At 64.2% G+C, this 25,704-nt stretch carries 23 protein-coding genes and 3 tRNA genes; 14 read left to right on the top strand and 12 right to left on the bottom strand.

Annotation, left to right across the window (positions count from 1 at the left end):
• The first annotated feature begins 59 nt into the window (after positions 1-59).
• The 11 genes from prfB (at position 60) to VBO01S_RS09325 (ending at position 16,126) form a co-directional block, all read left to right on the top strand.
• Positions 60-1,164 (top strand): peptide chain release factor 2 gene (gene prfB, locus VBO01S_RS09375; protein WP_095950518.1). Its coding sequence is split into 2 segments (ribosomal slippage): positions 60-140 and positions 142-1,164, totalling 1,104 coding nucleotides; the frame shifts between segments, so codons are not numbered across the junction.
• Between the two features lie 3 nt (positions 1,165-1,167).
• Positions 1,168-1,857, top strand: coding sequence for an HAD family hydrolase (locus tag VBO01S_RS09370; protein ID WP_062473311.1), 690 nt, complete (start codon positions 1,168-1,170; stop codon positions 1,855-1,857).
• Positions 1,841-4,540, top strand: a complete 2,700-nt coding sequence (pepN, locus tag VBO01S_RS09365; RefSeq protein WP_062473310.1) for an aminopeptidase N — start codon at positions 1,841-1,843, stop codon at positions 4,538-4,540. Before VBO01S_RS09370 ends, pepN begins: the two co-directional genes overlap by 17 nt.
• Positions 4,541-4,563: 23 nt before the next feature.
• The gene (locus VBO01S_RS09360) at positions 4,564-5,577 is read left to right on the top strand and encodes a class 1 fructose-bisphosphatase (RefSeq protein ID WP_056571748.1); all 1,014 of its coding nucleotides are present in this window, start codon (positions 4,564-4,566) and stop codon (positions 5,575-5,577) included.
• 25 nt (positions 5,578-5,602) lie between these two features.
• Positions 5,603-5,678, top strand: a tRNA-Thr gene (locus VBO01S_RS09355).
• Between the two features lie 373 nt (positions 5,679-6,051).
• Positions 6,052-8,436 carry a sigma-70 family RNA polymerase sigma factor gene (locus tag VBO01S_RS09350; RefSeq protein ID WP_062473308.1) on the top strand — a complete coding sequence of 795 codons (2,385 nt, stop codon included), beginning with the start codon at positions 6,052-6,054 and terminating at the stop codon, positions 8,434-8,436.
• Positions 8,437-8,468: 32 nt separating this feature from the next.
• Positions 8,469-9,926: an ATP-binding protein gene (locus VBO01S_RS09345; protein ID WP_255221085.1), complete on the top strand. Its 1,458-nt coding sequence runs from the start codon at positions 8,469-8,471 to the stop codon at positions 9,924-9,926.
• On the top strand, positions 9,923-12,847 hold the full coding sequence (locus VBO01S_RS09340) for a Z1 domain-containing protein (RefSeq protein ID WP_062473307.1): 2,925 nt from the start codon (positions 9,923-9,925) through the stop codon (positions 12,845-12,847). The genes VBO01S_RS09345 and VBO01S_RS09340 overlap by 4 nt, the downstream gene beginning before the upstream one ends.
• A complete protein-coding gene (locus VBO01S_RS09335) occupies positions 12,831-13,841 on the top strand; it encodes a PD-(D/E)XK motif protein (protein WP_062473305.1) in 1,011 nt (336 codons plus the stop codon). Before VBO01S_RS09340 ends, VBO01S_RS09335 begins: the two co-directional genes overlap by 17 nt.
• A gap of 2 nt (positions 13,842-13,843) precedes the next feature.
• Complete coding sequence (locus tag VBO01S_RS09330) at positions 13,844-15,613, top strand: AIPR family protein (RefSeq protein WP_062473303.1); 1,770 nt, start codon at positions 13,844-13,846, stop codon at positions 15,611-15,613.
• A gap of 54 nt (positions 15,614-15,667) precedes the next feature.
• Positions 15,668-16,126: a very short patch repair endonuclease gene (locus VBO01S_RS09325; protein ID WP_062473301.1), complete on the top strand. Its 459-nt coding sequence runs from the start codon at positions 15,668-15,670 to the stop codon at positions 16,124-16,126.
• Between the two features lie 254 nt (positions 16,127-16,380).
• On the opposite strand, the gene VBO01S_RS09320 is transcribed toward VBO01S_RS09325, so the two are convergent.
• The 3 genes from VBO01S_RS09320 to VBO01S_RS09310 form a co-directional block, all read right to left on the bottom strand.
• Positions 16,381-17,994, bottom strand: coding sequence for a DNA cytosine methyltransferase (locus VBO01S_RS09320; protein ID WP_062473299.1), 1,614 nt, complete (start codon positions 17,992-17,994; stop codon positions 16,381-16,383).
• Positions 17,995-18,114: 120 nt separating this feature from the next.
• A complete protein-coding gene (locus VBO01S_RS09315) occupies positions 18,115-18,396 on the bottom strand; it encodes a hypothetical protein (protein WP_062473297.1) in 282 nt (93 codons plus the stop codon).
• 259 nt (positions 18,397-18,655) lie between these two features.
• The gene (locus VBO01S_RS09310) at positions 18,656-19,069 is read right to left on the bottom strand and encodes a hypothetical protein (RefSeq protein WP_062473295.1); all 414 of its coding nucleotides are present in this window, start codon (positions 19,067-19,069) and stop codon (positions 18,656-18,658) included.
• A gap of 109 nt (positions 19,070-19,178) precedes the next feature.
• Here VBO01S_RS09310 and VBO01S_RS32335 point away from each other — a divergent pair, with 109 nt between their 5' ends.
• The gene (locus VBO01S_RS32335) at positions 19,179-19,355 is read left to right on the top strand and encodes a hypothetical protein (protein ID WP_157627325.1); all 177 of its coding nucleotides are present in this window, start codon (positions 19,179-19,181) and stop codon (positions 19,353-19,355) included.
• Between the two features lie 130 nt (positions 19,356-19,485).
• On the opposite strand, the gene VBO01S_RS09305 is transcribed toward VBO01S_RS32335, so the two are convergent.
• The 4 genes from VBO01S_RS09305 to VBO01S_RS09290 all read right to left on the bottom strand — a co-directional run bounded on the left by VBO01S_RS09305 (position 19,486) and on the right by VBO01S_RS09290 (position 20,632).
• The gene (locus VBO01S_RS09305; RefSeq protein ID WP_062473294.1) at positions 19,486-20,049 is read right to left on the bottom strand and encodes an HNH endonuclease; all 564 of its coding nucleotides are present in this window, start codon (positions 20,047-20,049) and stop codon (positions 19,486-19,488) included.
• Between the two features lie 43 nt (positions 20,050-20,092).
• Positions 20,093-20,166 (bottom strand) — tRNA-His (locus VBO01S_RS09300).
• 35 nt (positions 20,167-20,201) lie between these two features.
• Positions 20,202-20,414, bottom strand: coding sequence for a hypothetical protein (locus tag VBO01S_RS09295; protein ID WP_062473292.1), 213 nt, complete (start codon positions 20,412-20,414; stop codon positions 20,202-20,204).
• 141 nt (positions 20,415-20,555) lie between these two features.
• Positions 20,556-20,632: transfer RNA gene (locus tag VBO01S_RS09290), tRNA-Pro, on the bottom strand.
• 285 nt (positions 20,633-20,917) lie between these two features.
• Between VBO01S_RS09290 and VBO01S_RS32330 the strand changes: the two genes are divergently transcribed.
• Both VBO01S_RS32330 and VBO01S_RS09285 read left to right on the top strand, forming a co-directional pair.
• A complete protein-coding gene (locus tag VBO01S_RS32330; protein WP_157627324.1) occupies positions 20,918-21,250 on the top strand; it encodes a hypothetical protein in 333 nt (110 codons plus the stop codon).
• Between the two features lie 3 nt (positions 21,251-21,253).
• On the top strand, positions 21,254-21,670 hold the full coding sequence (locus VBO01S_RS09285) for a hypothetical protein (RefSeq protein WP_062473289.1): 417 nt from the start codon (positions 21,254-21,256) through the stop codon (positions 21,668-21,670).
• Positions 21,671-21,684: 14 nt separating this feature from the next.
• Here the strand turns inward: VBO01S_RS09285 and VBO01S_RS09280 are convergent, their stop codons facing one another.
• The 5 genes from VBO01S_RS09280 to VBO01S_RS09260 form a co-directional block, all read right to left on the bottom strand.
• Positions 21,685-22,152: an acyl-CoA thioesterase gene (locus VBO01S_RS09280; protein ID WP_062473287.1), complete on the bottom strand. Its 468-nt coding sequence runs from the start codon at positions 22,150-22,152 to the stop codon at positions 21,685-21,687.
• On the bottom strand, positions 22,149-22,682 hold the full coding sequence (locus tag VBO01S_RS09275; RefSeq protein ID WP_062473285.1) for a MarR family winged helix-turn-helix transcriptional regulator: 534 nt from the start codon (positions 22,680-22,682) through the stop codon (positions 22,149-22,151). Before VBO01S_RS09275 ends, VBO01S_RS09280 begins: the two co-directional genes overlap by 4 nt.
• A complete protein-coding gene (locus tag VBO01S_RS09270; RefSeq protein WP_062473283.1) occupies positions 22,679-23,455 on the bottom strand; it encodes an SDR family NAD(P)-dependent oxidoreductase in 777 nt (258 codons plus the stop codon). Before VBO01S_RS09270 ends, VBO01S_RS09275 begins: the two co-directional genes overlap by 4 nt.
• A 53-nt stretch (positions 23,456-23,508) precedes the next feature.
• The gene (locus VBO01S_RS09265) at positions 23,509-24,258 is read right to left on the bottom strand and encodes an SDR family NAD(P)-dependent oxidoreductase (protein ID WP_062473281.1); all 750 of its coding nucleotides are present in this window, start codon (positions 24,256-24,258) and stop codon (positions 23,509-23,511) included.
• Positions 24,255-25,704: ATP-dependent acyl-CoA ligase (locus VBO01S_RS09260; protein WP_062473279.1), on the bottom strand; the 1,450-nt coding region annotated here is incomplete at its 5' end. The genes VBO01S_RS09265 and VBO01S_RS09260, both read right to left, overlap by 4 nt.

Here is a 25,704-nt window from a genome sequence, read left to right as displayed (position 1 = left end):
GGACCGTGAGAAAATGACGGGTTCCCCCGAACACCAACCTCACACAGTCAGGACACCCCATGGACGCAGAACAGATCAACCAAATCGGCGCAATGCTCGCGGACCTGAGCGTCCGTACGGTCGATTTACGGAGGTATCTTTGACTACGATGCCAAAGCTGAACGACTGAGGACAGTCAACGCATCGCTCGAAGACCCGAACGTCTGGAACGACCCGAAGAAGGCCCAGGAACTGGGCAAGGAAAAGAAGTCGCTCGACGACGTGGTCGTCACGCTCGACCGGCTCACCAACGGGCTGTCGGACAACACCGAGCTCTTCGAGATGTCGAAGGAAGACGGCGACCTCGACGGCCTGCAGGCCATTGCCGACGACGCCGCCACGCTCGAAGCCGACATCAAGCAGCTCGAGTTCCGCCGGATGTTCAACAACCCGGCCGATCCGCTGAACGCCTTCGTCGACATCCAGGCCGGCGCCGGTGGCACCGAGGCCTGCGACTGGGCCAGCATGCTGCTGCGCCAGTACCTGAAGTACGCCGAGCGCAAGGGCTTCAAGACGCAGATCGAAGACGAAACGCCCGGCGACACCGCCGGCATCAAGGGCGCGACCATCAAGGTCGAGGGCGACTACGCCTTCGGCCTGCTGCGCACCGAGACCGGCGTGCACCGCCTGGTGCGCAAGTCGCCGTTCGACTCGTCGGGCGGGCGCCACACCAGCTTCGCATCGATCTTCGTGTACCCCGAAATCGACGACTCGATCGAGATCGAGATCAACCCTTCGGACGTGCGCACCGACACCTTCCGCGCCAGCGGCGCCGGCGGCCAGCACATCAACAAGACCGACTCGGCCGTGCGCCTGACGCACATCCCGACCGGCATCGTCGTGCAGTGCCAGGACGGCCGCAGCCAGCACAGCAACCGCGACGTGGCGTGGAAGCGCCTGCGCTCGCGCCTGTACGACCACGAGATGCGCAAGCGCCAGGAAGAGCAGCAAAAGCTCGAGGACAGCAAGACCGACGTGGGCTGGGGCCACCAGATCCGCAGCTACGTGCTGGACAACAGCCGCATCAAGGACCTGCGCACCAACGTCGAAGTCTCGGCCACGCAGAAGGTGCTCGACGGCGACCTCGACGTGTTCATCGAAGCCTCGCTCAAGCAAGGCGTCTGACCGATGAGCCTGAACACCGGCAGGGTCGAAGCCCTGATCTTCGACATGGACGGCACCATGATCGACTCCATGCCCTGGCATGCGCGCTCGTGGGTGACCTTCGCGCAGCGCCACGGCGTGCAGCTCGACGTGAGCGAGATCCTCGCGCGCACCACGGGCCGCACCGGCACCGAGAGCATGCGCGAGCTGTTCGAGCGCGAGCTCTCCGATGCCGAGTGCCAGGCGATGGTGCACGAGAAGGAAGAGATCTACCGCGAGCTCTTTCACGACAACTTCACCGAAGTGGCGGGCTTCACCGCCTTCGCCCAGGCCGCGGTGGCACGCGGCCTGAAGGTGGCGGTGGGCACGGCCGGCGACAGGCACAACATCGCGTTCGCCATGTCGCGCCTGAAGATGGACCCGCTGCCGCTGGCCATCGTCGGCGGCGACGAAGGCTTTTCGGGCAAGCCCACGCCCGCGATCTTCCTGGAAGCCGCGCGCCGCATCGGCGTGGCGCCCGAGCGCTGCATCGTCTTCGAAGACGCGCCCTTCGGCATCGAAGCCGCCCGCCGCGGCGGCATGCGCGCCGTGGCCGTGTGCAGCACCCATACGGCCGCCGAGCTGGCCGGCCCCCACGTGATCGCCGCCGTTCGCGACTACAACGAACTGGCCCATTCGAATTTTCTGGAGACCCTCGATGCTGCTTCAGCGTGACGCCCAAGGGCAACCCATTGCCATCCGCCGCGAAGACTATGCCGCGCCGGCGTTCTGGATCGACACCGTCGACCTGACCTTCGACCTCGACCCCGCCAAGACCCGCGTGCTCAACCGCATGCAGCTGCGCCGCAACCCTGAGGTGCCGGCCCAGCCGCTGCGCCTGGACGGCGACGAGCTCAACCTGGCGCGCGTGCTCGTGAACGGCCAGGGCGCCTCGTTCCGCATGGAAGGCGACCAGCTCGTCATCGACGGTTTGCCCGATGCGTTCGAGCTCGAACTCTTCACCACCTGCTGCCCCATCAAGAACACCAAGCTGATGGGCCTGTTCGTGAGCGAAGATACCTTCTTCACGCAGTGCGAGGCCGAGGGCTTTCGCCGCATCACCTACTTCCTCGACCGTCCCGATGTGATGGCGATGTACACCGTCACGCTGCGCGCCAGCAAGGCCGCCTACCCGGTGCTGCTGTCGAACGGCAACCTTGTCGACCAGGGCGAGCTGCCCGAGGGCCGCCACTTCGCCAAGTGGGTCGACCCCTTCAAGAAACCCAGCTACCTGTTCGCCCTGGTGGCGGGCAAGCTCGTGGCGCGCGAGCAGCGCATCAAAGCGCGCAGCGGCAAGGAACATCTGCTGCAGGTGTACGTGCGCGCCGGCGACCTCGACAAGACCGAGCACGCCATGAACTCGCTGGTCAACTCCGTGCTGTGGGACGAAGCCCGCTTCGGCCTGCCCCTGGACCTGGACCGCTTCATGATCGTGGCCACCAGCGACTTCAACATGGGCGCCATGGAGAACAAGGGCCTGAACATCTTCAACACGAAGTACGTTCTGGCCAACCAGGCCACCGCCACCGACGCCGACTACAGCAACATCGAAAGCGTGGTCGGCCACGAGTACTTCCACAACTGGAGCGGCGACCGCGTGACCTGCCGCGACTGGTTCCAGCTCTCGCTGAAAGAAGGCCTCACCGTCTTCCGCGACCAGGAGTTCAGCCAGGACCTGTGCGCCGACGCCTCGGCCCGCGCCGTGAAGCGCATCGAAGACGTGCGCGTTCTGCGCACCGCCCAATTTCCCGAAGACGCCGGCCCCATGGCCCACCCGGTGCGGCCCGACAGCTACATCGAGATCAGCAATTTCTACACCGTCACCATCTACGAAAAGGGTGCCGAGGTCGTTCGCATGATGCAGACGCTGGTCGGCCGCAAGGGCTTCGAAAAAGGCATCACCCTGTACTTCGAGCGCCACGACGGCCAGGCCGTGACCTGCGACGACTTCGCCCAGGCCATTGCCGACGCCAACCCCGACTCCGAACTGGCCCGCCTGCTGCCCCAGTTCAAGCGCTGGTACAGCCAGGCCGGCACGCCCCGCCTGGCCGCGCACGGCGTGTACGACGCGCAGAACCGCAGCTACACCCTGAGCGTGGTGCAAAGCTGCCCGCCCACGCCGGGCCAGCAGACCAAAGAACCCTTCGTCATCCCGCTGAACATCGGCCTGCTCGACGCCGCCACCGGCCGCGAACTGCCCATGCAGCTCGAGGGCGAAAGCGACGTGGCACGCGGCACCCGCACCATCGTGCTGTCGCGCGCCGGCGAGCAGATCACCTTCGTGGGCCTGGACGCCGAGCCCGTGCCGTCGATCTTGCGCGGCTTCAGCGCGCCGGTGATCCTCGACTTTGCGTACACCGACGCCCAACTGCTCACCCTGCTGGCCAACGACCCCGATCCGTTCAACCGCTGGGAAGCCGGCCAGCGCCTGGGCCTGCGCGCCGCGCTGCAAGCCATTGCCGCGCACGCCACCGACACCACGCCGGTGCTCAACGACGCCTACCTCGACGCCATGCGCGGCGTGCTGCGCCACCCGCAGCTCGACGCCGCCTTCAAGGAACTGGTGCTCACGCTGCCGTCGGAAACCTACATTGCCGAACAGCTCGACGTGGTCGATCCGCAGCGCGTGCACCTCGTGCGCGAAGCCATGCGCGCCCAGCTCGCCACCGCCCTCTTCGCCGACTGGGAACAGGCCTACGAAGACAACAAGGACACCGGCGCCTACACGCCCGACCCGACCTCGTCGGGCCGCCGTGCGCTGGCCGGCATGGCGCTCAACTTTTTGTGCCTGGCGGCGCGCGCCTCGGGCGACACCGTGTGGCCCGGCAAGACGCTGCAGCGCTTCAAGGACGCGGGCAACATGACCGACCGCTTCAACGCGCTCAACGCCCTCGTGTCGTCGGGCCACACCCTGGCGGCGCAGGCGCTCGCGCGCTTCCACGCCATGTTCAAGGACGAGGCGCTGGTCATCGACAAGTGGTTCTCGCTGCAGGCCGGCGCCAGTGACCGCGGCGGCGACATCCTGCCGCTGGTCAAGCAGCTCATGAAGCACCCCGACTTCTCGCTGAAGAACCCCAACCGCGCGCGCAGCGTGATCTTCAGCTACTGCAGCGGCAACCCCGGCGCCTTCCACCGCGCCGACGCGGCCGGCTACGTGTTCTGGAGCGAGCGCGTAATCGAGCTCGACGCCATCAACCCCCAGGTGGCCGCCCGCCTGGCGCGCGCGCTCGACCGCTGGAGCAAGCTGGCCGAGCCCTACCGCAGCGCCGCGCGCGAAGCGATCGCCCGCGTGGCCGCCAAGCCCGACCTGAGCAAGGACACCCACGAAGTCGTCACCCGCGCCCTTGCCGGAAACTGAACCCACCGAACCCCACAAGATCCATGGCTCAACAAAAAATCTCCTTCACCCGCTACCTCGTCGAGCAGCAACGCGCCGACGGCCTCATTCCCGGCCAGCTGCGCCTGTTGCTCGAAGTGGTCGCCCGCGCCTGCAAGAGCATCAGCCAGGCCGTCAACAAGGGCGCGCTGGGTGGCGTGCTCGGCACGGCCGAGAGCGAGAACGTGCAGGGCGAAATCCAGAAGAAGCTGGACATCATCGCCAACGAAGTGCTCATTGAAGCCAACGAATGGGGCGGCCACCTCGCGGCCATGGCCAGCGAAGAGATGGAAACCATCCACGTGGTGCCCAACCGCTACCCGCAGGGCGAATACCTCTTGATGTTCGATCCGCTCGACGGCAGCAGCAACATCGACGTCAACGTGAGCATCGGCACCATCTTCAGCGTGCTGAAGAAGCCCGACGACACCCCCGGCGTGCAGGAAGCCGACTTTCTGCAGCCCGGCACCCAGCAAGTGGCTGCCGGCTACTGCATCTACGGCCCGCAGACCACCCTCGTGCTCACCGTGGGCAACGGCGTGGCCATGTTCACGCTCGACCGCGAGCAAGGCAGCTTCGTGCTCACGCAGGAAGACATCCAGATTCCAGCCGACACCAAGGAATTTGCCATCAACATGAGCAACATGCGCCACTGGGACGAGCCCGTGAAGCGCTACATCGATGAATGCCTGGCCGGCAAGGAAGGCCCGCGCGGCAAGGACTTCAACATGCGCTGGATTGCCAGCATGGTGGCCGACGTGCACCGCATCCTGATGCGCGGCGGCGTGTTCATGTACCCGTGGGACAAGCGCGAGCCCGAAAAGGCCGGCAAGCTGCGCCTGATGTACGAGGCCAACCCCATGAGCTGGCTCGTCGAGCAGGCCGGCGGCGCCGCCACCAACGGCAAGCAGCGCATCCTCGACCTGAAGCCCACCAAACTGCACGAGCGCGTGAGCGTGATGTTGGGTTCGCGTCACGAAGTCGAGCGTTTGACGCAGTACCACGCCGAGAAGCCTTGATTTCTTGGCTATAATCTGAGGCTTCGCCGGTGTAGCTCAGTCGGTAGAGCAGCTCATTCGTAATGAGAAGGTCGGGTGTTCGATTCATCTCTCCGGCACCAATTAAAAGCCCCTGATTCGTAAGAGTCAGGGGCTTTTCTCATTGGTCTAGCTGTGAGTCCTTCTTGAAACCACCAATTGGCGCGGCCTCACCTAGGCTCAGGTTGATACGGTCTTGTTGACCATTGTTGCCGCATCAGAGCGCACTGCAGACATGCAATTGAGCGCAATGCAAGGCGAGACCCTGGAAAACGAGCAGATTTGCCGCACGCCATCACTGTAGAATTTGTAACAATTCAAATTCTACAGAGCCGAAATGGCCGCAGAAATTACTACATTGCGCGGCCATAGTCGTCGCTTTGAACCGGGGGATAGAGGAAATCTTCAGCTAAGCACGGAGATCGCCTCTCAGGCACTCCGGGAAGAAGCATGGGCATGACAGCGGCTGCCCAAGATGCGCCTCTCCTGAGCAGATTTCTGAGGATAGCCGTTGTGGCAGGCGTCGAGGCCGCAGTCCAAGTCCACATCGACCGCGGCGACGACCTAAACGCGCGCGACGACAAGGGCCAAACCCCCCTCATGCTGTCGGCAGCCCGCAATAAATCGGCCATCTGCAAACTCCTGCTTGCTGCCGGCGCCAACGCCGAGCTGCTTGATCCTTCGGGACGGAACGCTCTCGGCATCGCGCGGGCTGCAGGTGCCCTCGGCGCAGCTTCGGCCATTGAGGCCGCATGCACACCGCGGATGACTTCGCATAGCGAGGACGTCTCTTGTGAGCCCGCGCATGTCGCGGTCGACAGGCAAGAAATGCTGGCCACCAACAATCCGCCAGCCCGCCACCTTGCCGATGCTGCCCACCCCACAGAACGATCCTCTGGCAAAGGACTTGAGGCTAATACCTCCCGCATGATCGAGTGGACCTTCGGCGAGGATGGCAATGCGTTCGACTTGACTGGATGGGAAGCCGAAGAGGACCAGCCGCCACCCGAGGGAGATCATGCGCTCTCGGTTGCGGCCTTCGAAGTCCAAAGCGCCATCTCCGAACACCAGCCCATCGACACGTCCGCCGACTGGGAAGACTTTGAGACTTTCCTGCCCAATCGGGCTACGCCGCTCCCGCGTGCCGACAACACCGAGGCTCGTGAGCGGCTGCGCCTAGTTTTGCTTCGCGCCGTTCGCGAGGGCAGCGTCCCTTACTCAGCGATTGAGGACTTGACACTTGGCGACGATGGCGAGCCCAACGTGGAAGCTGGCGCGCTCCTGTGCATGGTTATCAACGACTTGGGCGCCGAGACTGACGAGCGGTTCGAGTATTCGGCCTCCCACGAGAGCTTTGAGGTGTTTGTCACGCCTGAGACGGAGCCTGATGAGGAAGACGTAGTCAACGAAGCAATAGCGTTCGTTGATGACTTGGCCGGGCGTCGCAATGAGCCCCTGCGCATCTACCAGCGGGAACTCCAGCGCGAGGCACTTCTAACTGCAGAGGCCGAGGTCGCCCTGGGCCAAGCCATGGAGCACGGCGTGGCGAAAGCGCTCGACGCGCTAGCTTTGTGGCCTTCTGGCATCAACAGAGTGCTGGACGCGGCCAAGAAGGTTACGTCGAACACGAAGCCGCTGCGCTGGCTGTCCTCCGGCCCGCAGCTCGAGCTTCAAGACGCTGAACCAAGTCCAAGCCCCGAGCCCGCCGCCGACTCCCATCTGTCGACCGAGGCCGTTGGCGACGAAGGCGACTCCCAACTTGACCTTGACGCCAAGGAATCCGTCAACGAGCTGTCGGAGTTCTGCACCAACGCTGAACTCTTGTCAGGCCTCGCCATCGGCGCTAGGCAAGACACCCCCGAATGGAGTGCTTGCCGAGACACGCTCGCCTCGCTGGGCTTGACCCGCGGCTTCCTTCTGGAACTAGCCGACTCCGACTTGGCCGGGGAGCACGAGCCTGCTTTTGCGTTCGCGCAAGCGATGAAGGACTACCGCGGCGCGCGCGACCAGATGGCCGTCGCGAACTTGAAGCTCGTCCATTCCATCGCGAAAAAGTATCTCTTCAGCGGTCAACCCTTGGACGATCTGCTGCAGGAGGGGAACATTGGTCTCATCAAGGCGGTGGATCGCTACGATTGGCGCAGGGGCTTCAAGTTTTCGACGTATGCCACTTGGTGGATACGCCAGCAAGTCGGGCGCTATGTCGCCGACAAGAGCAAAACCATCCGCCTTCCGGTCCACGTCTACGAGAAGACCCAGCGCATCGCGCAAGCCACTCATGCCTTCGAGCTCAGGCACGGACACGCCCCTACTATCGATGAGATCGCCGCGCGGGTACAGCTGCCGATCAAGAAGGTTCTGGCGCTCGACCGTGCAGCACTGGAGCCGCTGCCGCTTCAGGAGATCGAGGCATTGGACGATCTCATTGCCGCCGATGCCAAGGACCAATTCACGGCCCGTGACCCAATGGACATCGTCGACGACATGCAATTGATCGGCTCAGTGGCCAAATTTCTAGGCACCCTCAAACCCAAGGAAGAGAGCATCGTGCGTATGCGCTTTGGCATCGGCATCCAAGAGCCGATGACGCTTGAAGAGATTGGCGCGCGGCTCGACGTGACACGTGAGCGCATTCGCCAAATTGAATCGGCGGCCCTGCGCAGGTTGAAGCATCCCGCACGGCTGATTGGGCTCTTACGCGAACTCAACGGCGCCTCGGCGCCGGAAGACAACAAGCGCGATGTGCGCTCAGACGATGAAACGAGCACCAGCACGGAACAGTCCTTGCCAGAAGTGCAGACGACGCTGAGATCCAAGCCGCCGAAGGGGTCCGAACGATGAAACCCAAAACAAGAAGCGCACCGCCACGCGCCATGGCGATGCTCGAGTCCCTGCGGGGCCTCGGCTACTCGACCGGCGCGGCTCTTGCAGACATCATCGACAACAGCATCTCAGCCGGTGCGAAAGAAGTCCTCGTCAACTTCGCCTGGCATGGGCAAACAAGCCGCATCACTGTCCTGGACGACGGACGCGGCATGGACGACGCCGAGCTTGAGAGCGCCATGCGCCTAGGCGACAAGAACCCACTGGATGCTCGGGCCGCCCACGACCTCGGGCGCTTCGGCATGGGCCTGAAAACTGCATCTTTCTCCCAATGCCGCAGGCTCACCGTCGCCACCGTCAAGAAAGGGACCACAAGCTGCCTGCGTTGGGACCTCGACGAGCTTGCCGCCAATCCCGACGGCGGGTGGCTCTTGTTCGAAGGCCCTGCACAAGGATCAAAGCCATTCATCGCGGGCTTGAAGGGCAAGAAGGCGGGCACTGTCGTGCTCTGGGAGACGATGGACCGCGTGGTGACCGCCGGCTACACCTCCGACGACTTCCACGACCTCATCGACACCGTCGAGTCTCATTTGGCGATGGTCTTCCATCGCCTTCTTCAAGGGCCGCGCGCCAAGCTCAAATTGCTCCTGAACGGTCGGGCAGTCGCGCCATGGGACCCGTTCATGATGGGCCACCCCGCAAAGCCGTGGACATCGCCACCAACCAACCATCCGACTGATTACGGAACCGTCACGGTGCAGGCCCATGTCCTGCCCCATCGCGACAAATTGGCCGCTGCTGAGTTCGACGACAACGCAGGCCCGGCCGGATGGACCGCGCAGCAAGGGTTTTACGTCTATCGCAACGAGCGCCTCTTGGTCGCAGGTGGCTGGCTCGGCCTTGGCAACTCTCGCGCGTGGAACCGCGAAGAGGCGCACCGCCTCGCTCGCATTCGCCTAGACATCCCGAACACTGCCGATGCCGACTGGAAGATCGACGTTCGCAAATCCACAGCCCGCCCGCCCGTCTCGCTCCGGCCTTGGCTCACCCTCTTGGCCGAGAACACTCGCGAGCGCGCTCGACGTGTGTTTGCCTATCGGGGCACGCCAGTGCCCGCGAAAGGGAACATCCCCATTGAACAGGCGTGGCGTGTCGAGCGCGTCAAGGCGGGCATGCGATATCGGATTGAAGAAACGCACCCATCCGTCACTGCCGTCCTAGAAAGCGCGGGGACGCTTGCGCCATTGATCAAGTCGATGCTTCGGGTGATCGAAGAGACCGTGCCAGTGCAGCGCATTTGGCTGGACACGGCCGAAAACAAGGAAACACCACGGACGGGCTTCGAGGGCGAACCCAATGCGGCAGTGATCGAGGTCGCGCGCGTGCTCTTCGATGACCTTATCGAACGTAAAGGCCTCAGCCTCGAGGAGGCACGCAAGTCGATTTCGCGCACAGAACCGTTTCAAAAATACCCAGCGCTCGTCGCAAAACTAGGGAGTAAGAAATGACCGCAGCAGAAGAGGCCGCAGCGCAGGTGCAGCTGCTTGAAGATGTCATCGCCACCGCGCAGCGTCTGGTGAAGGCGGAGAAAGACTCGTCAAAGATCACACCGGCGTACATCGCTGAGAAAGTGAAGTTGGCCGCCGCGATGTTCGCCAGCGATCCACCGGCTCCTTTGGACGAGGCCAAGGTGGTCGCCACGCTGATCCAGCGGTTCAGCCACCGGATGGGCAAGGCCACCACCCTCAAGGACAACACCGGGCATTTCGATTGGCTCAACGCCGCCCGCAAGAAGGACTGGCATTACTGGCGCCGCTACCGCGACTACCAGGAATCGAAATTGTCGGACGTGGTCGTCGATGGCCTCGACGAGGCTACGGACGACATCCTCGGGCTTCTCGAAGACCCCTTGCGGACGGACTCCTGGGATCGTCGTGGGCTCGTCGTCGGCCATGTGCAGTCGGGTAAGACCAGCAACTACACGGGCTTGATCAACAAGGCCGCCGATGCAGGCTACAAGATCATCATCGTGCTGGCAGGCATGCACAACAACCTGCGCTCGCAGACCCAGATGCGCCTTGAGGAGGGGTTCCTGGGCTACGAGACCACGGCGGACCGCGATCCTGGCGCGCCCATCGGCGTGGCCGCATTCGGAGAAGACCTCAAAACCAACTCGGCGACGACGCGGGCGGAAAACGGCGATTTCAGCAAGGCCATCGCAAAGCACTTTCACGGCATCTCGCCCGAGGAGCGGCCCTGGGTTTTCGTGGTGAAGAAGCAAAAGACTGTACTCACCGAGCTACTGAAATGGATCCAGACGCGGGTCGCTGACACACCCAGCCCGTTGCTGCCAAAAACGCCGGATTGGAAGCTTGTGACAAAGCTGCCACTCCTGATGATCGATGACGAAGCGGACAATGCCTCTGTGGATACCGGGGAGCAACCCTTCAATGAAGACGGAACGCCGGACGAGGAGCATTCGCCCAAGACCATCAACAGCCTGATTCGTCGATTGCTGCACTCCTTCTCCCGGAAGGCCTATGTCGGCTACACGGCGACGCCTTTCGCCAACATTTACATCCATCACAAGGGCGCCACGACCCTGGAAGGCCCTGACCTCTTTCCGAAGGCCTTCATCATCAACCTGGCCGCTCCGTCGAACTACGTCGGCCCCGCCCGCATGTTCGGCAAGTTGACAAAGGACGGCCGTGTGGGAGCTCTCCCGCTGTCTCGCAGCATCTTGGACCACTACGACCCCGAGACCGATCTTGGATGGATGCCGCCCAAGCACAAGAAGTCGCACATCCCCGTCCACAACGGGCAAGAGACTATTCCGCTGTCGCTTCGCAATGCCATCCATTCATTCGTGCTTGTCTGCGCGGCACGCGAACTGCGCGGCCAAGGTCTCGAACACAGCTCCATGCTGATTCACGTCACCCGCTATGTGGCGGTGCAGGACCACGTGCGCGAGCAAGTCGAGGAGACGGTGCGCCGCATGCGCCAGAAGATCACCCGAGGCAGTGACGCGGACGAGTTGCTCGTGCAAATGCGCAAGCTCTGGGACGACGACTTCATCCCGACGCGCGACAAAGTTACCGAGCTCTCGCCCGGAGAAGAGCAGCCTCCTGAGCTGCCTTCCTGGGCTGAGGTGGTTGCGAAGCTGCCGGACGTTCTCGAAGACATCGTCGTCCGCTCGATCAATGGCACGGCCAAGGACGCTCTGGATTACGCCACGCCTGGCGCCGCGTTGAAGGTCATCGCCGTCGGCGGCGACAAGCTCGCGCGGGGCCTCACCCTTGAAGGCCTGTGCGTGAGCTACTTCGTCCGCACCACGAAGATGTACGACACGCTGATGCAGATGGGCCGCTGGTTTGGTTACCGGCCCGGATATTTGGACCTCTGCCGCCTCTATACGTCGCCGGATTTGGTGAAGTGGTTCGGCCACATCGCCGACGCCTCCGAGGAGCTGCGCGAAGAGTTCGACTTCATGGCAAAGGCCAAGCTCACACCAGAGCTGTATGGACTCAAGGTCATGTCGCACGAGGTCCTCACGGTCACCTCACCATTGAAGATGCGCAACGCCCAGACGCTGTCGCTGACCTACAGTGGCACTCGGCCCCAAACCATCCTCTTCCACAGGGACGCCAAGATTCAGCAGGCAAACCTCGACGCGACCGACGCGCTGGTCGGTTCCCTCGGGAAGAAGTTCGTGGAGGGGCCAAAATATCCGCGCGACGGTGACGCCGACTCTTGGCCTGGCGCTCGCCTGTGGCAGGACGTGGAAGCTCCGAAGGTGCTCGCATTCCTGAGCTCCTATGTGACCCATCCAAATGCCACCAGCGCCAAGGCGGCAGTCCTCGCGGACTTCATCACGAAAATGCTCGACATCGGCAAGTTGGAGCAATGGAACGTGGCGCTTTTAACCGGAGGTGAAGGCATCGGCGAAACGCATGTTTTCCCCGGCGACTTCAAAGTCACCTCTTTCCAAACGCGCAAGACCGACGACCCGGACCCACCAGCGGCCAGGGATGCGTCCATGTTCGCCATTGGAGTGCTTACTGACCCCAAGGACGAAGGCATCGACCTCGACGACAACGTTTGGCGCGACGCTCTCGCTCGCACCCGCGCGGCGTGGAAGCCCGAACCGGCCCGAGGCCGGAACAACATGCCTGACAGCCCCAGCGGCAAGGGCATCCGCGAGGCGCGCGACAGGCTTGGAGGCGAGGCGGATCGCGGCCTGCTGCTGCTTTACTCTCTTGCCCCCTACTACAAGGGCAAGGAGAGGCTCTCTGAAAACCTCATCGTGCCCGGCTGGGACAAGCCCATCATGGCCTTCGCCATCGCCTTCCCGTCGGCCGAGAACGGCATCCGTGTTGAATACGAAGTGAACCTCCTCTATTGGATGCAGGAATATGGCCCGTCCGAGTAACGAATTTCTCTTGGCTTGGTCGTCACTCACCAGCGCCGACACCGAGCCAGGATGGCAAGCCATCTCGCTACCCTCCGCTGGCCCACTTCAATTGATGGCCGGACGGCGCTCGCCTGACAACGCCGAAGCGGTCCTGGTCGGCTTTCCCACCGCGCAACTGGCTGCAGCCGACAAACTCCCCGAGGGCCAAGGCTTCGCAGTCGAGCGCGCCGACCCCGAAGGCAATGGCAAGCTGTGGCTCGCCCTGACCCGAAAGTCGGCTGGCAGCGCGGAACTCTTCGCCGCCATGGCGTGCGACGTCGTCGGAGCTCTCGATGACGCTGTGGCCATCGGCGCCGATGAAGCAAAGCTCATGCGGGTGTTTATCGGACGAGTGGGGGCCTGGCAGGAGTTCATGCGCAAGGGAACGCAGGTCCTCAGCCCCGAAGCCGAGATCGGCTTGATTGGTGAGCTCACGCTGCTGCGGGCCATCATTGATGCGGGCGTCCCTTCGGCGCTCGCCATCGAATCATGGGTGGGGCCGCTCGACGGCATTCAAGACTTTGAGCTCGGCACAGGAGCCCTGGAGGTCAAGACCACGCTGTCGGCTGCTGGATTTCCCGCCAAGATCGGCTCGCTTGAGCAACTCGACGACTCGACGCGCCAGCCGCTGTTTGTGGCCGGCGCCCGACTGCGGCAAATCGAAAGCGGACAGAACCTGCCAGAGATCCTCGAGGCAATGCGTGTGGCGATCAAGGGCGACGGCGAGGCTGAGAGGTTGTTGGCCGAGCGTCTGCTGGCTGCGGGCTATATCGATTCGCACTCCGACCGCTACCCTAGGAAGTTTGAGCAGGCGGGAACGCGCGTCGTCGAGGTCACTGGCAACTTCCCTCGAATGACTTCGGGCACAGTGCCCGCGGGCATCATGAGAGCTATCTATGAAATCGACCTCGACAAGGTGCCCGGCGACAACGTCGGCACCGAGGGCGCACTTAAGAAAATGGGAGCCATCTAAGAATGAATCTGCCTGAATTCCTGCGCGAGACGCAGGCCGCCGTCCGCTCGCAGATGCGAGACGGCGCGCTCTATGAAGAGCTGGTTTTCTCCGGCATTGTGATGGACCACATGTCGGACATCGGCATGACCTTCGAGCCCGTCGAGTGCCACTTCGAGGGCAAGGTCGGCAACGCGAACCTGCGCCTGAGCGGCTATTCGCTCTCGGAGGAAAACGATCAACTCGACTTGTTCGTTAGCCTCTATGCGAATGTCGATGTTCCCACGCCGGTCCCGGACTCCGAGACCAAGACCGCCGTCGAGCAGTGCCTGCGCTTTCTGTCGCTGTGCGCCGAGGGCAAGATGGCGCCCAAGCTGGACCCGTCAAGCGACGTGCGCTCGCTGGCCGAGACGCTGCAGGCGATCTACGACGACCTGGAGCAGGTTCGCGTCTACGTCATCACCGACCGCGTCGCCAAATCCAAGAGCTTCAAGACCCGCGATATAGGCGGGAAGGCCGTGCGCCTAGAGGTCATGGACATCGAGCGGCTTCACCGGCATTGGTCCGAGGGCAAGCCACGCGACGAGCTTGTGGTCGACTTCGCCGAGGTGTCCGGCGCGCCCCTGCCCTGCGTCTTCGTGCCAGGCGAGAACGACGACTACGACTATGCTCTGACGGCAATCCCGGCCGAGGCGCTTCGGCTGCTCTACGAGAAGTTCGGCGCGCGCCTGCTGGAGGCCAACGTCCGCTCTTTCCTGAGCGTCAAAGGCAAGGGCGTCAACGCCGGCATCCAAAACACGCTGCGCTCAGCCCCCGAGCGCTTCATGGCCTACAACAACGGCATCGTGATCGTTGCGGACGAGATGCGCCTGGGCAAGCCTGGCGACGGCTCGGCCGGCATTGCCTGGCTCAAAGGCCTGCAAATCGTCAACGGTGGGCAGACCACCGCCTCGATCTACTTCGCCAAGAAGAAGTATCCCGACACGGACCTGAGCCGCGTGCGCGTCCCCGCCAAGATCATCGTGATGCGCGCCCAGGATTCGGCCAAGGAGGAAGCTCTCGTCTCGGATATTTCCCGCTTCGCCAACAGCCAGAACGCCGTGCGGCAATCGGACCTGTCGGCCAACAAGCCCTTCCACGTCGAGATCGAGAAGCTCTCGCGTTCAGTCTACTGCCCTGATGGCGTGGGCCAGTGGTTTTACGAGCGCGCTTCGGGCAGCTACAACACGCTGCTTGCCCGCGAGGGGACCACACCAGCCAAGCTCAAGGCCCTGAAGGAGGCCATCCCGACGGCGCGCCGCGTCACGAAGACCGACTTGGCCAAATACATCACCGCCTGGGACAAGAGGCCCGACATCGTCAGCCTCGGCTCGCAAAAGAACTTCGACAAGTTCATGGCGGGCCTGACGCCCGTCGATGGGCAAGAGGCGCCGCTGCCGACCGTCGTCGACTTCAAGGCCATGATCGCCAAGGCCAAGATTTACCGCGACGCCCAAAAGCTCTTGCGGCCGATGTTCCAAGCCTTCCAAGCCAACGTCACCGCCTACACGGTGTCGCTGGTAGCCGAGAAGCTCGGCGACCGCATCGACCTCGACCGCATATGGGTCAAGCAGGCGGCCTCTCCCGAACTGCTCGCGCAAATCGCCGTGTGGGCCAAGGAGGTCAACGATGTGCTGCACTCCTCGGCCGGCGGCAAGATGGTTTCCGAATGGGCCAAGCGGCCGGAATGCAAGGAGGCCGTAATGGGTGCGAGCTATTCCGCCCCAGCGACCAACATCCCGGAAGTGAAGTAGCCCTACGAGGCCACTGATCCATCATGCGGCGTGTTCCCTCCTCAGAACAAGCCCATGGTTGATGTCGTCTCCCCCGCCGACCGCAGCCGGATGATGGCCGGCATCAAGGGCAAGAACTCGCAGCCTGAGCTCCTTGTCCGCCGGCTGCTGTTCGCCTCGGGCTATCGATTCCGGCTGCATCGACGCGACCTGCCTGGCACTCCCGACATTGTCATGCCCGGCCGCAAGGTCGCCATCTTCGTCCATGGCTGCTTCTGGCACCAGCATCAGGGATGCCGATACGCCAAGATGCCCTCAACGCGACCCGACTTCTGGAAAGCCAAGCTCGAGACCAACGTCGAACGCGACCGCCGCTCAGTCGAAAAGCTCCACGCGCTGGGCTGGCGAGTGCTATGCGTCTGGGAATGCTCAACGCGCGACGCCAAGATTGCCGCAGGCCTGCAAGCCGCCATGAGCTCGTGGATCGAGGGCTGCGACCAGCTCGGAGAGATCGGCGCCCCATCGCGAAGCTAAGCCATGGCCGATTCGAATGCCTAAGCCCTAGGAGACGTGGCCGAAGCCCATTTGGCGACCATCCTCAGGCGACTGCTTGGCGACCACATGGGTGGGCTCGTTCCGTTCATCGAAATGATCCGCGCGATGGACTATCGGGGACTCATGCTCCAGCCGCCATCGGCGGCAAGAATGAGGTCGTGCAATCGTTCGTCAGTACGTGGCGTGGCAAGACAGTGATCCAGAACTCACTGTTGAGTGGCTGGTCGGTCCAATCAAGCGATCGCAGGAGCAGGCTTCCTGCTTGGCTCATCCTCGCCAGATCGCGTTGAGGAGTTCTTCTCCAAGGCCGCGCGCTTCCTTCGTTGCTCGCGATTCAGTTCAGCCAACAGACCACGCACCACCTTCGCCAGCTTGTTGGCCAGCAAAGGAGGCACGGCATTGCCGACCTGCGTGTACTGCTCGGTTCGATTGCCAGCAAAGAAATAGTTGTCGGGGAAGGTCTGAAGCCGAGCCGCTTCTCTCACCGTGAGACTTCGACACTGAGTGGGGTCGTAGTGGATGTAGTAGTGCCCATCCTTTGCGATGTGCGCAACCACTGTCGTTGATGGCTCTCCCGCGCACTGCACGCGGAATCGATCCTTGAAAGGAATGACCCCTGTTGTGCTATTGCTCGCCGCGTTCTTGTGGTTGGGCAGAAGCTTGGGCGGAAAGCAATCCAATCGCGGGGAATAGCCTTGCGACTGAGCGAAGCTGGCGGCAAAGAGGTACCTGGCCAGATCGGACGCCATGTGTGATCGCGCTTCGTGCTGGCAAACCCCACCCAATTCTTCATCGTGCAGCCAGAGCTGGAGCTCAGTCGGTTTCTTCGGCTTTTTGTAGCTCCGCTGAACAAAGGCTTCACCGACGCTCAGACTCCGAGCCGCGGCAGCGGATACACGCATCAGCTCGGTCAAGCCCGACTGGTACTCCACGTTCCATCCCTCCATGAAAGAGGGCGCCATCTGGACTGCACTTCTCCAGGCCTCCAACGAGTCGGCTTTCGACAAACGGCTTCGCAGTCGTGGCAAGTCATCGATTGCATGCTTCACGCTCACGGATTTCTCGACCTTTGAAAGGAGTTCATGCCGCGAGGCCCCTACATCCTTCCTTACACCTAACAGGATCACTCGATGTCTGCTCTGCGGAATTCCGTAGTGCTCGGCCTGAATGATGAAGTCCGTTGGTTCCAGCGATTTGCTGTCACCCTTCTTGATGAAGGACCGAATCTCGTATTCCACACCTTCAGCGGGCTTCGACAAGTCCTCGATGATTCTCTCGAACATCGAGCTGCCAGAGTGCTGCGAAGAGAGCAGGCCCTTCACGTTTTCCATCACGAAGATGGTCGGCCGATGAACCTGAATGATTCGAAGATATTCCCTGTACAGAAAATGCTTCTCGTCTTTCTGGAAGCTCTTGTCATGCGCCCGGCGCGACCTCCCCGCGAGTGAGTACGCCTGGCAGGGCGGCCCCCCAATCAATATCCACGTATCACGACCATTGAGGGCCGTTCGTATTTCGTCGTCGATGCCAGTCTCATCGGACTTCCCCAACTCCAGGCAGCGAGCTTCGCGACTAGCGTGAACGAAAGCCTCAGCAACAGCGGGCTGCCGTCGAAATGTCGCTTCGTCAATCTCGCCTCGGATGTAGCTGTAGTAGTGCCTTAGATCCCTCGTCCCCCGAAGCTTCCGAAACACTGCGCGCAGCGTGAGCGTCTGGTGCGCAATGGCGTCCTTCTCAATGGAGAGGCCAATTTCGAAGACGGGCTGCTGCTTGTGGTCCTGGAGAGCAGAAAAACCCTCTCCCAAGCCTCCTGGGCCCGCAAAAAGATCAATGATGGGAATCGGCATTCGAATTTCTGAAAAAGGTCGGCACTGATCTGCATGCGGCGGGCCGGAGGCTGCATTCTAGAGAGCAGGACCGCCGGCACCGCGGTCGACAACTGGGCTCCGTGGCCAGCGATTCTTCTCCTATCCGATCTCAGGCCTCGAGGGCCCGTCAAGCGCAGCGATTCCTTTCAGCAGTACCTGTGAAAGCTCTTCCGCCTCGGTCGCCAGATCCACAGCGATCCACATGATGTTGCCTCGGTGCTTTGCCCCGATCGCCTCGAACAACTCCTGCTCCTCCCCATAGCAACAGCTCAGCAACGACCGCAGTTGGGTCAGCTTCTTCTCTAGAAGGTCGGCCGCGTCGGGGCAGGTTGCCCTGAGGGAATCGGGCATGGTTTGCCCGGCGATAATTTGATCAGCCATCTGGTGTGCTCCTTACCAAAGTCATGCACGTCACTTGGTCAGACGGTCAGGGTGTTAGCGCACCCTGGCCGTCGCCTTTTGTGCCTCACATCGACATCGCTGCGGTGTGCATCGATGTCCCGCCGTGGGGCGCGGCGGTCGTTCAAATGTAGGGAGAGAAGCGCGTCAGCGGAAGCCTCTCACGGTGAACAAATGAGGACTCGCGTCGACTTGTAGTCACGCACGCGAAGACGATCGCCGTGCGAATCGCGCACCGGCCTCAACCAGCCCCCGCAGCCCACGCCTCCACCCGCCGCACCAACGCATCCCGCCGCGCCGCCACCTCGGCCAGCAGGTACTGCCGCGCCTGCTCCTGCGCCACGTCGCTCGACAGAAACCACTGCTCGCGCTCGGCGCTGCCTTGCGGTGGCGGGGTGCCCCACCCTGCTTCGCCGTTGGCACCTCTGAACGCTTCGGTCATGGGCAGGCGGCCATCGGTCTTGCCAATGCTCGACAACGCATCGGGCGGGCCGTCGAGGGCGATGCGTACGTGCACGACGCTCTCGCCTTCGGTGCGGATCGATGCGCCCAGGCCGCCCTCGCGGTGCACGTGCCACAGCTCGGCCGCGGAGGCGTTGCGGACCCAGCTCTCCAGGGCGCGGACCAGGCTCTCGAGAATGATTTGTTGGTTCATGAGGAATATTTCACACGTTTCTGTCTGGTGTCGGCAAGCGGCCACGGTGCGAATGGGCCAAAAAGCCGTTGTAACTTCTTGCCTTGGCGCCTGCGCTATATTTCTTGGCATGGAAAAGGCATCCGACATAGGCAAACCCACGGTTCCGATCGATCTGATCGGGCCGGAACATTGGGTCCGTTCACGGCGCGGCCCTCGCCGTACGACGAAGGTGCTCTTCATCTTGCTCGGCGGGCTCGCAGCAGCCACAGCAGTGGCTTACAGCTTCTTCGGCGCGGGGCGCTGAACACAAGCAAACAAGCAAGCAGCCCACGCCTCCACTGATTCACTCACTCGCTCACCGCGAGCCGCACAAGGCAAAGCCCGCTGTCCGTTGATCCAACGGGCAGCGGGCTTTTCTCTTTGTGCGCGCGGCGCTACTGCAGCCGCGAGCCGCGCGGCAGTCGCTTGGCCAGCCACTCGTGCACGTCCGCGCGGATGTTGCGGCCTTCGAGCAGGAAGTTCTCGAAGCGGCTCGGCACGTACGGCAGGTAGACCAGCGGCATGCCCGCTTCTTCGGGCGTGCGCGCGGCCTTGCGGTTGTTGCAGACGGCGCAGGCGCTGACGAGGTTGGTCCAGCTCCACGGGCCGCCGCGCGACTCGGGCATGACGTGTTCGCACTGCAGGTCGCGGTCGGCGAACACCTGCGCGCAGTAGGCGCAGGTGTGGCGGTCGCGGCGCAGCAGCTTGGCCTTGGTTACGCCGGGCACGACGTCGAAGAGGTTGATCTTCGACGCGCCGCGCAGCGCGATGATGGGTGCGACGTCGATGCGCGACTGCACACCGCGCGCCACGTTGAAGCCGCCGCGCAGCGTGGCCAGCGGCAGCGCGCCGTCTTCCCAGGCCACGTTGCCGGTGGCGTAGTGCAACACCGCCTGCTCCAGCGAGATCCAGGCTTGCGGCGTGCCCTGAATATCGAGTTGCAGGACGTGTGAATGCATGACGAATCGCCTCCCTTCGCGGCGATGGCTTGTGGTGAACGGATGGGGTGCACGAACGGAATCGAACCGTTGTCAGCGGGACCACAACCCGCGGCTCTGCCATTGAGCTACACGCACCATTGAAGAAACAGAAGACGAGCAGTGCTGAGCTGCTACCACTCGCCCGACGCGCGCACGCGCTGGTCGAGGTCGAGGCTGTCGAGCGACGCCTCGCTGCCGCCCTGCAATGCCGACGCGCGATCGGCCACATAACGCGGCCCGAGCCCCACGCCGAAGCGCTGGGCCAGCGACCACACCATGTGCCTGCGCGGCAGCGGTGCCGGGTGCACGGCGATCATCCGGATCGGTGAGTTGCGCTTGCGCATGAGGGCCTCCTTGGTGGGTAACGGAAAAAAGAAAGCAATGACTTGAAAAATGTCCGGTGACGGGTTCCGGCGCCGCCCTATCTTTGCGGCCGGTTTCCGCGGGCGGGCCACGCGTTGGCATGGCCCGGTCCCGCTCGGGTGTGGTCCGTGTGGCAGGAGTTGAACCTGCGACCCTCTGGTCCCAAACCAGATGCGCTACCAGGCTGCGCCACACACGGAAGAAAAACTAAACAGCCTGCCCGCGCTTTCCATTTCGGTTGTGTCCTCACGCGACGGGCCGCGCGCTGGGCGCGGCCCCATCGAACGTCGCTGCACAGGAGTGATCAACTCATGCACATCCCGCCAGACCGTCGACGCGGCAATTTCTGGCGGTGGGGTGAAGGCACACCCGAAATGGAAAGCGGCAAAAACAAAAAGGCCCGGAACCTTGCGGTGTCCGGGCCTCTTTGCGAGAGAGCTTGAGAGATGCGCGCCTACGCGCGACCTCCACCCGGGGGCACCTGATGAGCCTCGAACTGACCGCCGACGCGCAGACGGGCTGCGGCTTTGGCGGCGTACGCGGTGTTCAGGTGCGAAGACAACGACAGGGGCGACGGCATGTCGAAACCATGGCAGAACCCGACGCGCACGAGCGGTCGGCCCGAGGCGGGTCGATGGCTGGTGAGGGTCAGTGCGGTGTTCACGATGGTTCCTGGTCAAAAATTGCCGCTGTCGGCTGTAAGGGGTTGGAAAAAAGGGACGGCTTGTGCCGTGAATTGGAGGCAACTGTAAAGAGTGTTTACGGCGACGTCAACAACCGGGACAATCTTTTCTTGTCTTGTTGTTGTTGTTTTTGAACAGTGCCCCATACCACCGTCGCGCGCCGCCGCAATGCGCTTGTGCTGCATCGCCGCTTTCTCGAGGACGCCGTCGCGGCGGGCCTGCCCGCCAAGGGGCTCGACCAGGCCTTTGCACGCAAGCTCGAAATCTCTCCGAGCATGTGGAGCCAGATCAAGAGTGCGCGGCCCATCGGCGACAAGCTCGCACGGCAGATCGAGCGGCATTGCGACGTGGCCGCTGGCTGGCTCGACGAAGACAACACTGCGCCTTCGGAAGCACCGCCCGATGCGGCGGAAGAACGCTTCGTGGCCGCCGCGCGTGAGGTGTGGCGCCAGGCCAATGCGAAGGGAAAGCGGGAACTCAGCGGCTGGCTGAAGAAGCACGCGCAGGAGAAGAAGGCGCTTGAGCCTGCGGACGGCCCTGCGCCGGCGCCCTAGCCTTGCTCAGGCCTTCAGGCCTTGCCGGCGGCCTCGGCAGCAGCCAACGCCGGCGCATCGCGCAGGATGGCCGCGCGCATGTCGTCGGGCACGGCGATGGCGCGGTGGGTGTCGAGCGAGGTCGTCACCAGCACCTGCCGCACCTGCATGCGCACCTCGCCCGAGGTGGGCTCGAAGCAGCGCAACAACAGCGTGATCGAGCGCGAGCCCAACTGCGCCACCGACAGGCCGAGCATCACGCGGTCGCCCATGCGGCTCACGGCGCGAAAGTCGGCGTCGAGCTTCACGGTCGGCAGGCCGACGCGGCGCTCGCCGATCAGTGCGTGGTAGCCCACGCCGAGCCCCTCGCTCACCCAGTCTTCGACCAGGCCGTTGAGCATCACGAAGTACTGCGGATAGAAGACGATGCCCGCCGGGTCGCAGTCGGAAAAACGGATCAGGCGCGGGCGCTGGAACTCCACACCACCGCCCTCGCCGCTCATGCGCGGTCCTCGACCGCGCCGTCGCCGCGCATCACGTGCACGCGCAGCAGTCCGAGCTGGTTGTGCATCTGCTTGACGGTCTTCATGTCCAGGCCCGAGAACATCTCGAGGATCCACTGCTCGTGCTCGGTGGCCATGGCCTCGAAGGCGTTGCGGCCTTCGGGCGTGAGGCTCACGATCCAGGCGCGGCGGTCGTCGGGGCTGGGCGCGCGCGCCACCATGCCTTCGCGCTCGAGCTCGTCGGTCAGGCCGGTGACGTTGCCGCCGGTGACCATCAGGTAGCGCGAGAGCACGCGCATCTTCAGGCCGTCTTCGTAGCGGTACAGCTGCGCCATGTAGTCGAAACGCGCCAGCGAGATGCCGAAGCGCTCGCGCAGACGACGCCGTATTTCGGCCTCGATCTGCGTGGTGCTCGCGAGCATGCGCAGCCACAGCTTGAGCATGGCGTGGTCTTCATGGCCGGCGCGGGCTTCATGGCCGAGTTCTTCGGCGTCGCTCAGCACGGCGTGGGAGGCATCGTTGCGACTCATGTGACTTCTCCTCCAGAAACGGAGATCGACTGGCCCGTGACCGACGCGGCGCCCTCGCCGCACAGCCAGCGCACGGCGTCGGCCACTTCGGCCGGCTGCACGATGCGCTTTTGCGGGTTCACGCTGGAGAACTCGGCCAGCGCATCGGCTTCGCTGCGGCCGGTCTTGCCGACCACGTTGGCGACGCTGTTGCGCAGGATGTCGGTGTCGGTGTAGCCCGGGCACACGGCGTTCACGGTGATGCCCTTGCGCGCCACCTCGAGTGCCAGCGCGCGCGTGAGGCCGATCACCCCGTGCTTGGCGGCCGTGTAGGCCGACACGTAGGCGTAGCCCTTCTGCCCCGCCGTGCTGGCGATGTTGACGATGCGGCCCCAGCCGGCGTCGAACATGTCGGGCAGCGCGGCCTGCGCGCACAGGAAGCTGCCGGTGAGGTTGACCGACAGCATGCGCTGCCACAGCTCGACCGAGGTCTTCAGGAACGGCGCGCTCTCGGCGGCGCCCGCGTTGTTGACCAGCACGGTCACCGCCCCGCGCTCGGCCCGCGCCTGTGCAAAGGCCGACTGCACGGCCTGCGGGTCGGCCACGTCGGCCGCCACCACGCCGTGGCCGCTGCCCGCCAGGGTCTCGGCCACGCGCTGCAGGGCCTGCGCGTCGCGGCCCAGCAGGGTCAGCACAGCCCCCTGAGCGGCAAGGGTGCGGGCGATCTCTGCGCCGATGCCGCGAGCGGCGCCGGTGACGAGGGCATGACGGCCAGTGAGCGAATTTGTGTGCATACCTGAATGGTTTAGTTCTGAATCATTTTAGCCGCTTGCGCCCCGGCGTGGTGCTACCGCATGAAACGGCCGCCGTTGAGGTCCAGCGTCGCCCCGGTCATGAAGGCGGCGGCCGGCGAGGCCAGGTAGACGACGGCGGCGGCCACCTCGTCGGCCAGGCCGAAGCGGCCGAGCGGGATGCCGGCCTTCAGCGCCTGCTGCCGCTCGGGTGGCAGCGCCGCGAGCGCGGGGCTGTCGATGGCAGCGGGCGCCAGCGCGTTCACGGTCACGCCGTGCGGCGCCAGTTCCTGCGCAAAGGCACGCGTCAGCGCCAGCAGACCGGCCTTGCTGGCCGCGTAGTGCACGCCAGTGGCACTACTGACCTGCTGCCCCGCCAGCGAGGCCAGGTTGACGATGCGGCCCACGCCGCGCTCGCGCATGTGGCGCCCGGCGATGCGGCAGCCGAAGAAACTGCCGCGCAGGTTGATGGCGAGCACGTCGTCCCACTCGGCGGGCGTGATGTCCCACAGCGAGGTGGTCGGCGTGCGCGCCGCGTTGTTGACCAGGATGTCGACCGCGCCGAAATGCGCCACGGCCTGCGCGAAGCGGTCGCCGAAGGCCTGCTCGTCGCGCACGTCGAGCGGCAGCGCGAGGCCATTCACCTCGGCGGCCACGGCCTGTGCGTTGGCTTCGTCGATGTCGGCCACCGCCACGCGCGCACCGGCCTGTGCCAGCCCGCGCGCGATGGCCGCGCCCAGCCCCTGCCCCGCGCCGGTCACGAAGGCCACACGACCTGCCAGCGGAAGCGCGGTGGCGTGCGTCATCCGGCTTTGGCGGGCCGACCGTCCCAGGTCTGCGGCCCCACGCCGCGCTCGCGCAGCTTGAACTTCTGCACCTTGCCGTTCTCGGTGCGCGGCAGGTCGGGCAGGAGGTCGATGTAGCGCGGCACCGCGAAGTACGGCAGGCGGCCTTCGCAGAAACGCGCCAGCTCGGCCGGGTCGATGGCCACGCCCTCGCGCGCCACCAGCGCGGCCATCACCTCGTCTTCGGCCAGCTCGGAGCGCACGGGGTACACGGCGCACGAGGCCACGCCGGGATGGCTCAGCAGCACCTGCTCGACCTCGAAGGACGAGATGTTCTCGCCGCGCCGGCGGATCGCGTCCTTGATGCGGTCGACAAAGCGGAACGCGCCGTCGGCATCGCGCACCACGCGGTCGCCCGTGTGGAACCACAGGTTGCGCCAGGCCTCGACGGTCTTCTCGGGCATGTGGAAGTAGCCGCTGGCAAAGGCATAGGGCTCGTCGGCGCGCAGCAGCAGTTCGCCGGCCTCGCCGGGCGGCAGCGGCACGTCGTCTTCGTCGGCCACGCAGGCCTGGAAGCCGGGGCGCAGCCAGCCCATGACGCCGCCGCGCGGCGAATCGGGCGCGGTGGCGATGGCGAAGTTGGTTTCGGTCGAGCCATAGCCTTCGAGCAGCGCCACGCCCGTGCGCGCCTTGAAGGCCTGCCCCGCCGCCGCGGGCACGCCAGGCCCGAGGCCGGTGCGCACGCGGTGATTTCGCTCGCCCTCGCCTTCGGGCTGGGCCAGCAGGATGGGCACCATCGCGCCGAGCAGGTAGACCACGGTCGCACCGTTGGCGCGCATCGCCGGCCAGAAGCCCGAGGCGGAGAAGCGCGACTCGAACACCACCTCGGCCCCGGTGAGCGCGGCCTGCGCGAAGGTGTTGAGCGCGTTGATGTGAAACAGCGGCAGCGTGGTGCACAGCACGTCGTCGCGGCCCACACCGAGCACCTCGGCGCTGTTCACGCCCCACCAGAAGTACTGCGCCTGCGGGCAGATGACGCCCTTGGCCGGGCCCGTGGTGCCCGAGGTGTAGAGGATGGCGAGCGGGTCGCCCGGCTGCACCGCAGCGGGCGGCAGCGCCTGCGCGCCTGGCGGGTAGGCCGACACGCGCACGCCGGCGGGCGGCGTCCACGGCGCTTCGGCCTCGCCCACCACCCACACCTCGCGCAGCGCCGTGCGGGCCAGGTCGGCCGTGGCCAGCCGATCGAGAAAGCCCGCCTCGATCACCAGCAGCTTCGCCTCGCTGTTCGCAAGGAAGTATTCGATCTGCGGCCCCATCGACGCGGTGTTGACCGGCACGACCGAGGCGCCGAGCCAGCCCGCGCCGAGGAAGGTGTCGAGGAACTCGATGCGGTTGCCGCACATCACGGCGATGCGGTCGCCGCGCGCCACGCCGTGTTGCGCGAGCGCACCGGCGCGCGTGGCCGCC

Source organism: Variovorax boronicumulans NBRC 103145 (assembly GCF_001591345.1).
Lineage (GTDB): Bacteria > Pseudomonadota > Gammaproteobacteria > Burkholderiales > Burkholderiaceae_C > Variovorax > Variovorax boronicumulans.
This window is presented reverse-complemented; position numbering and strand designations above follow the sequence as displayed.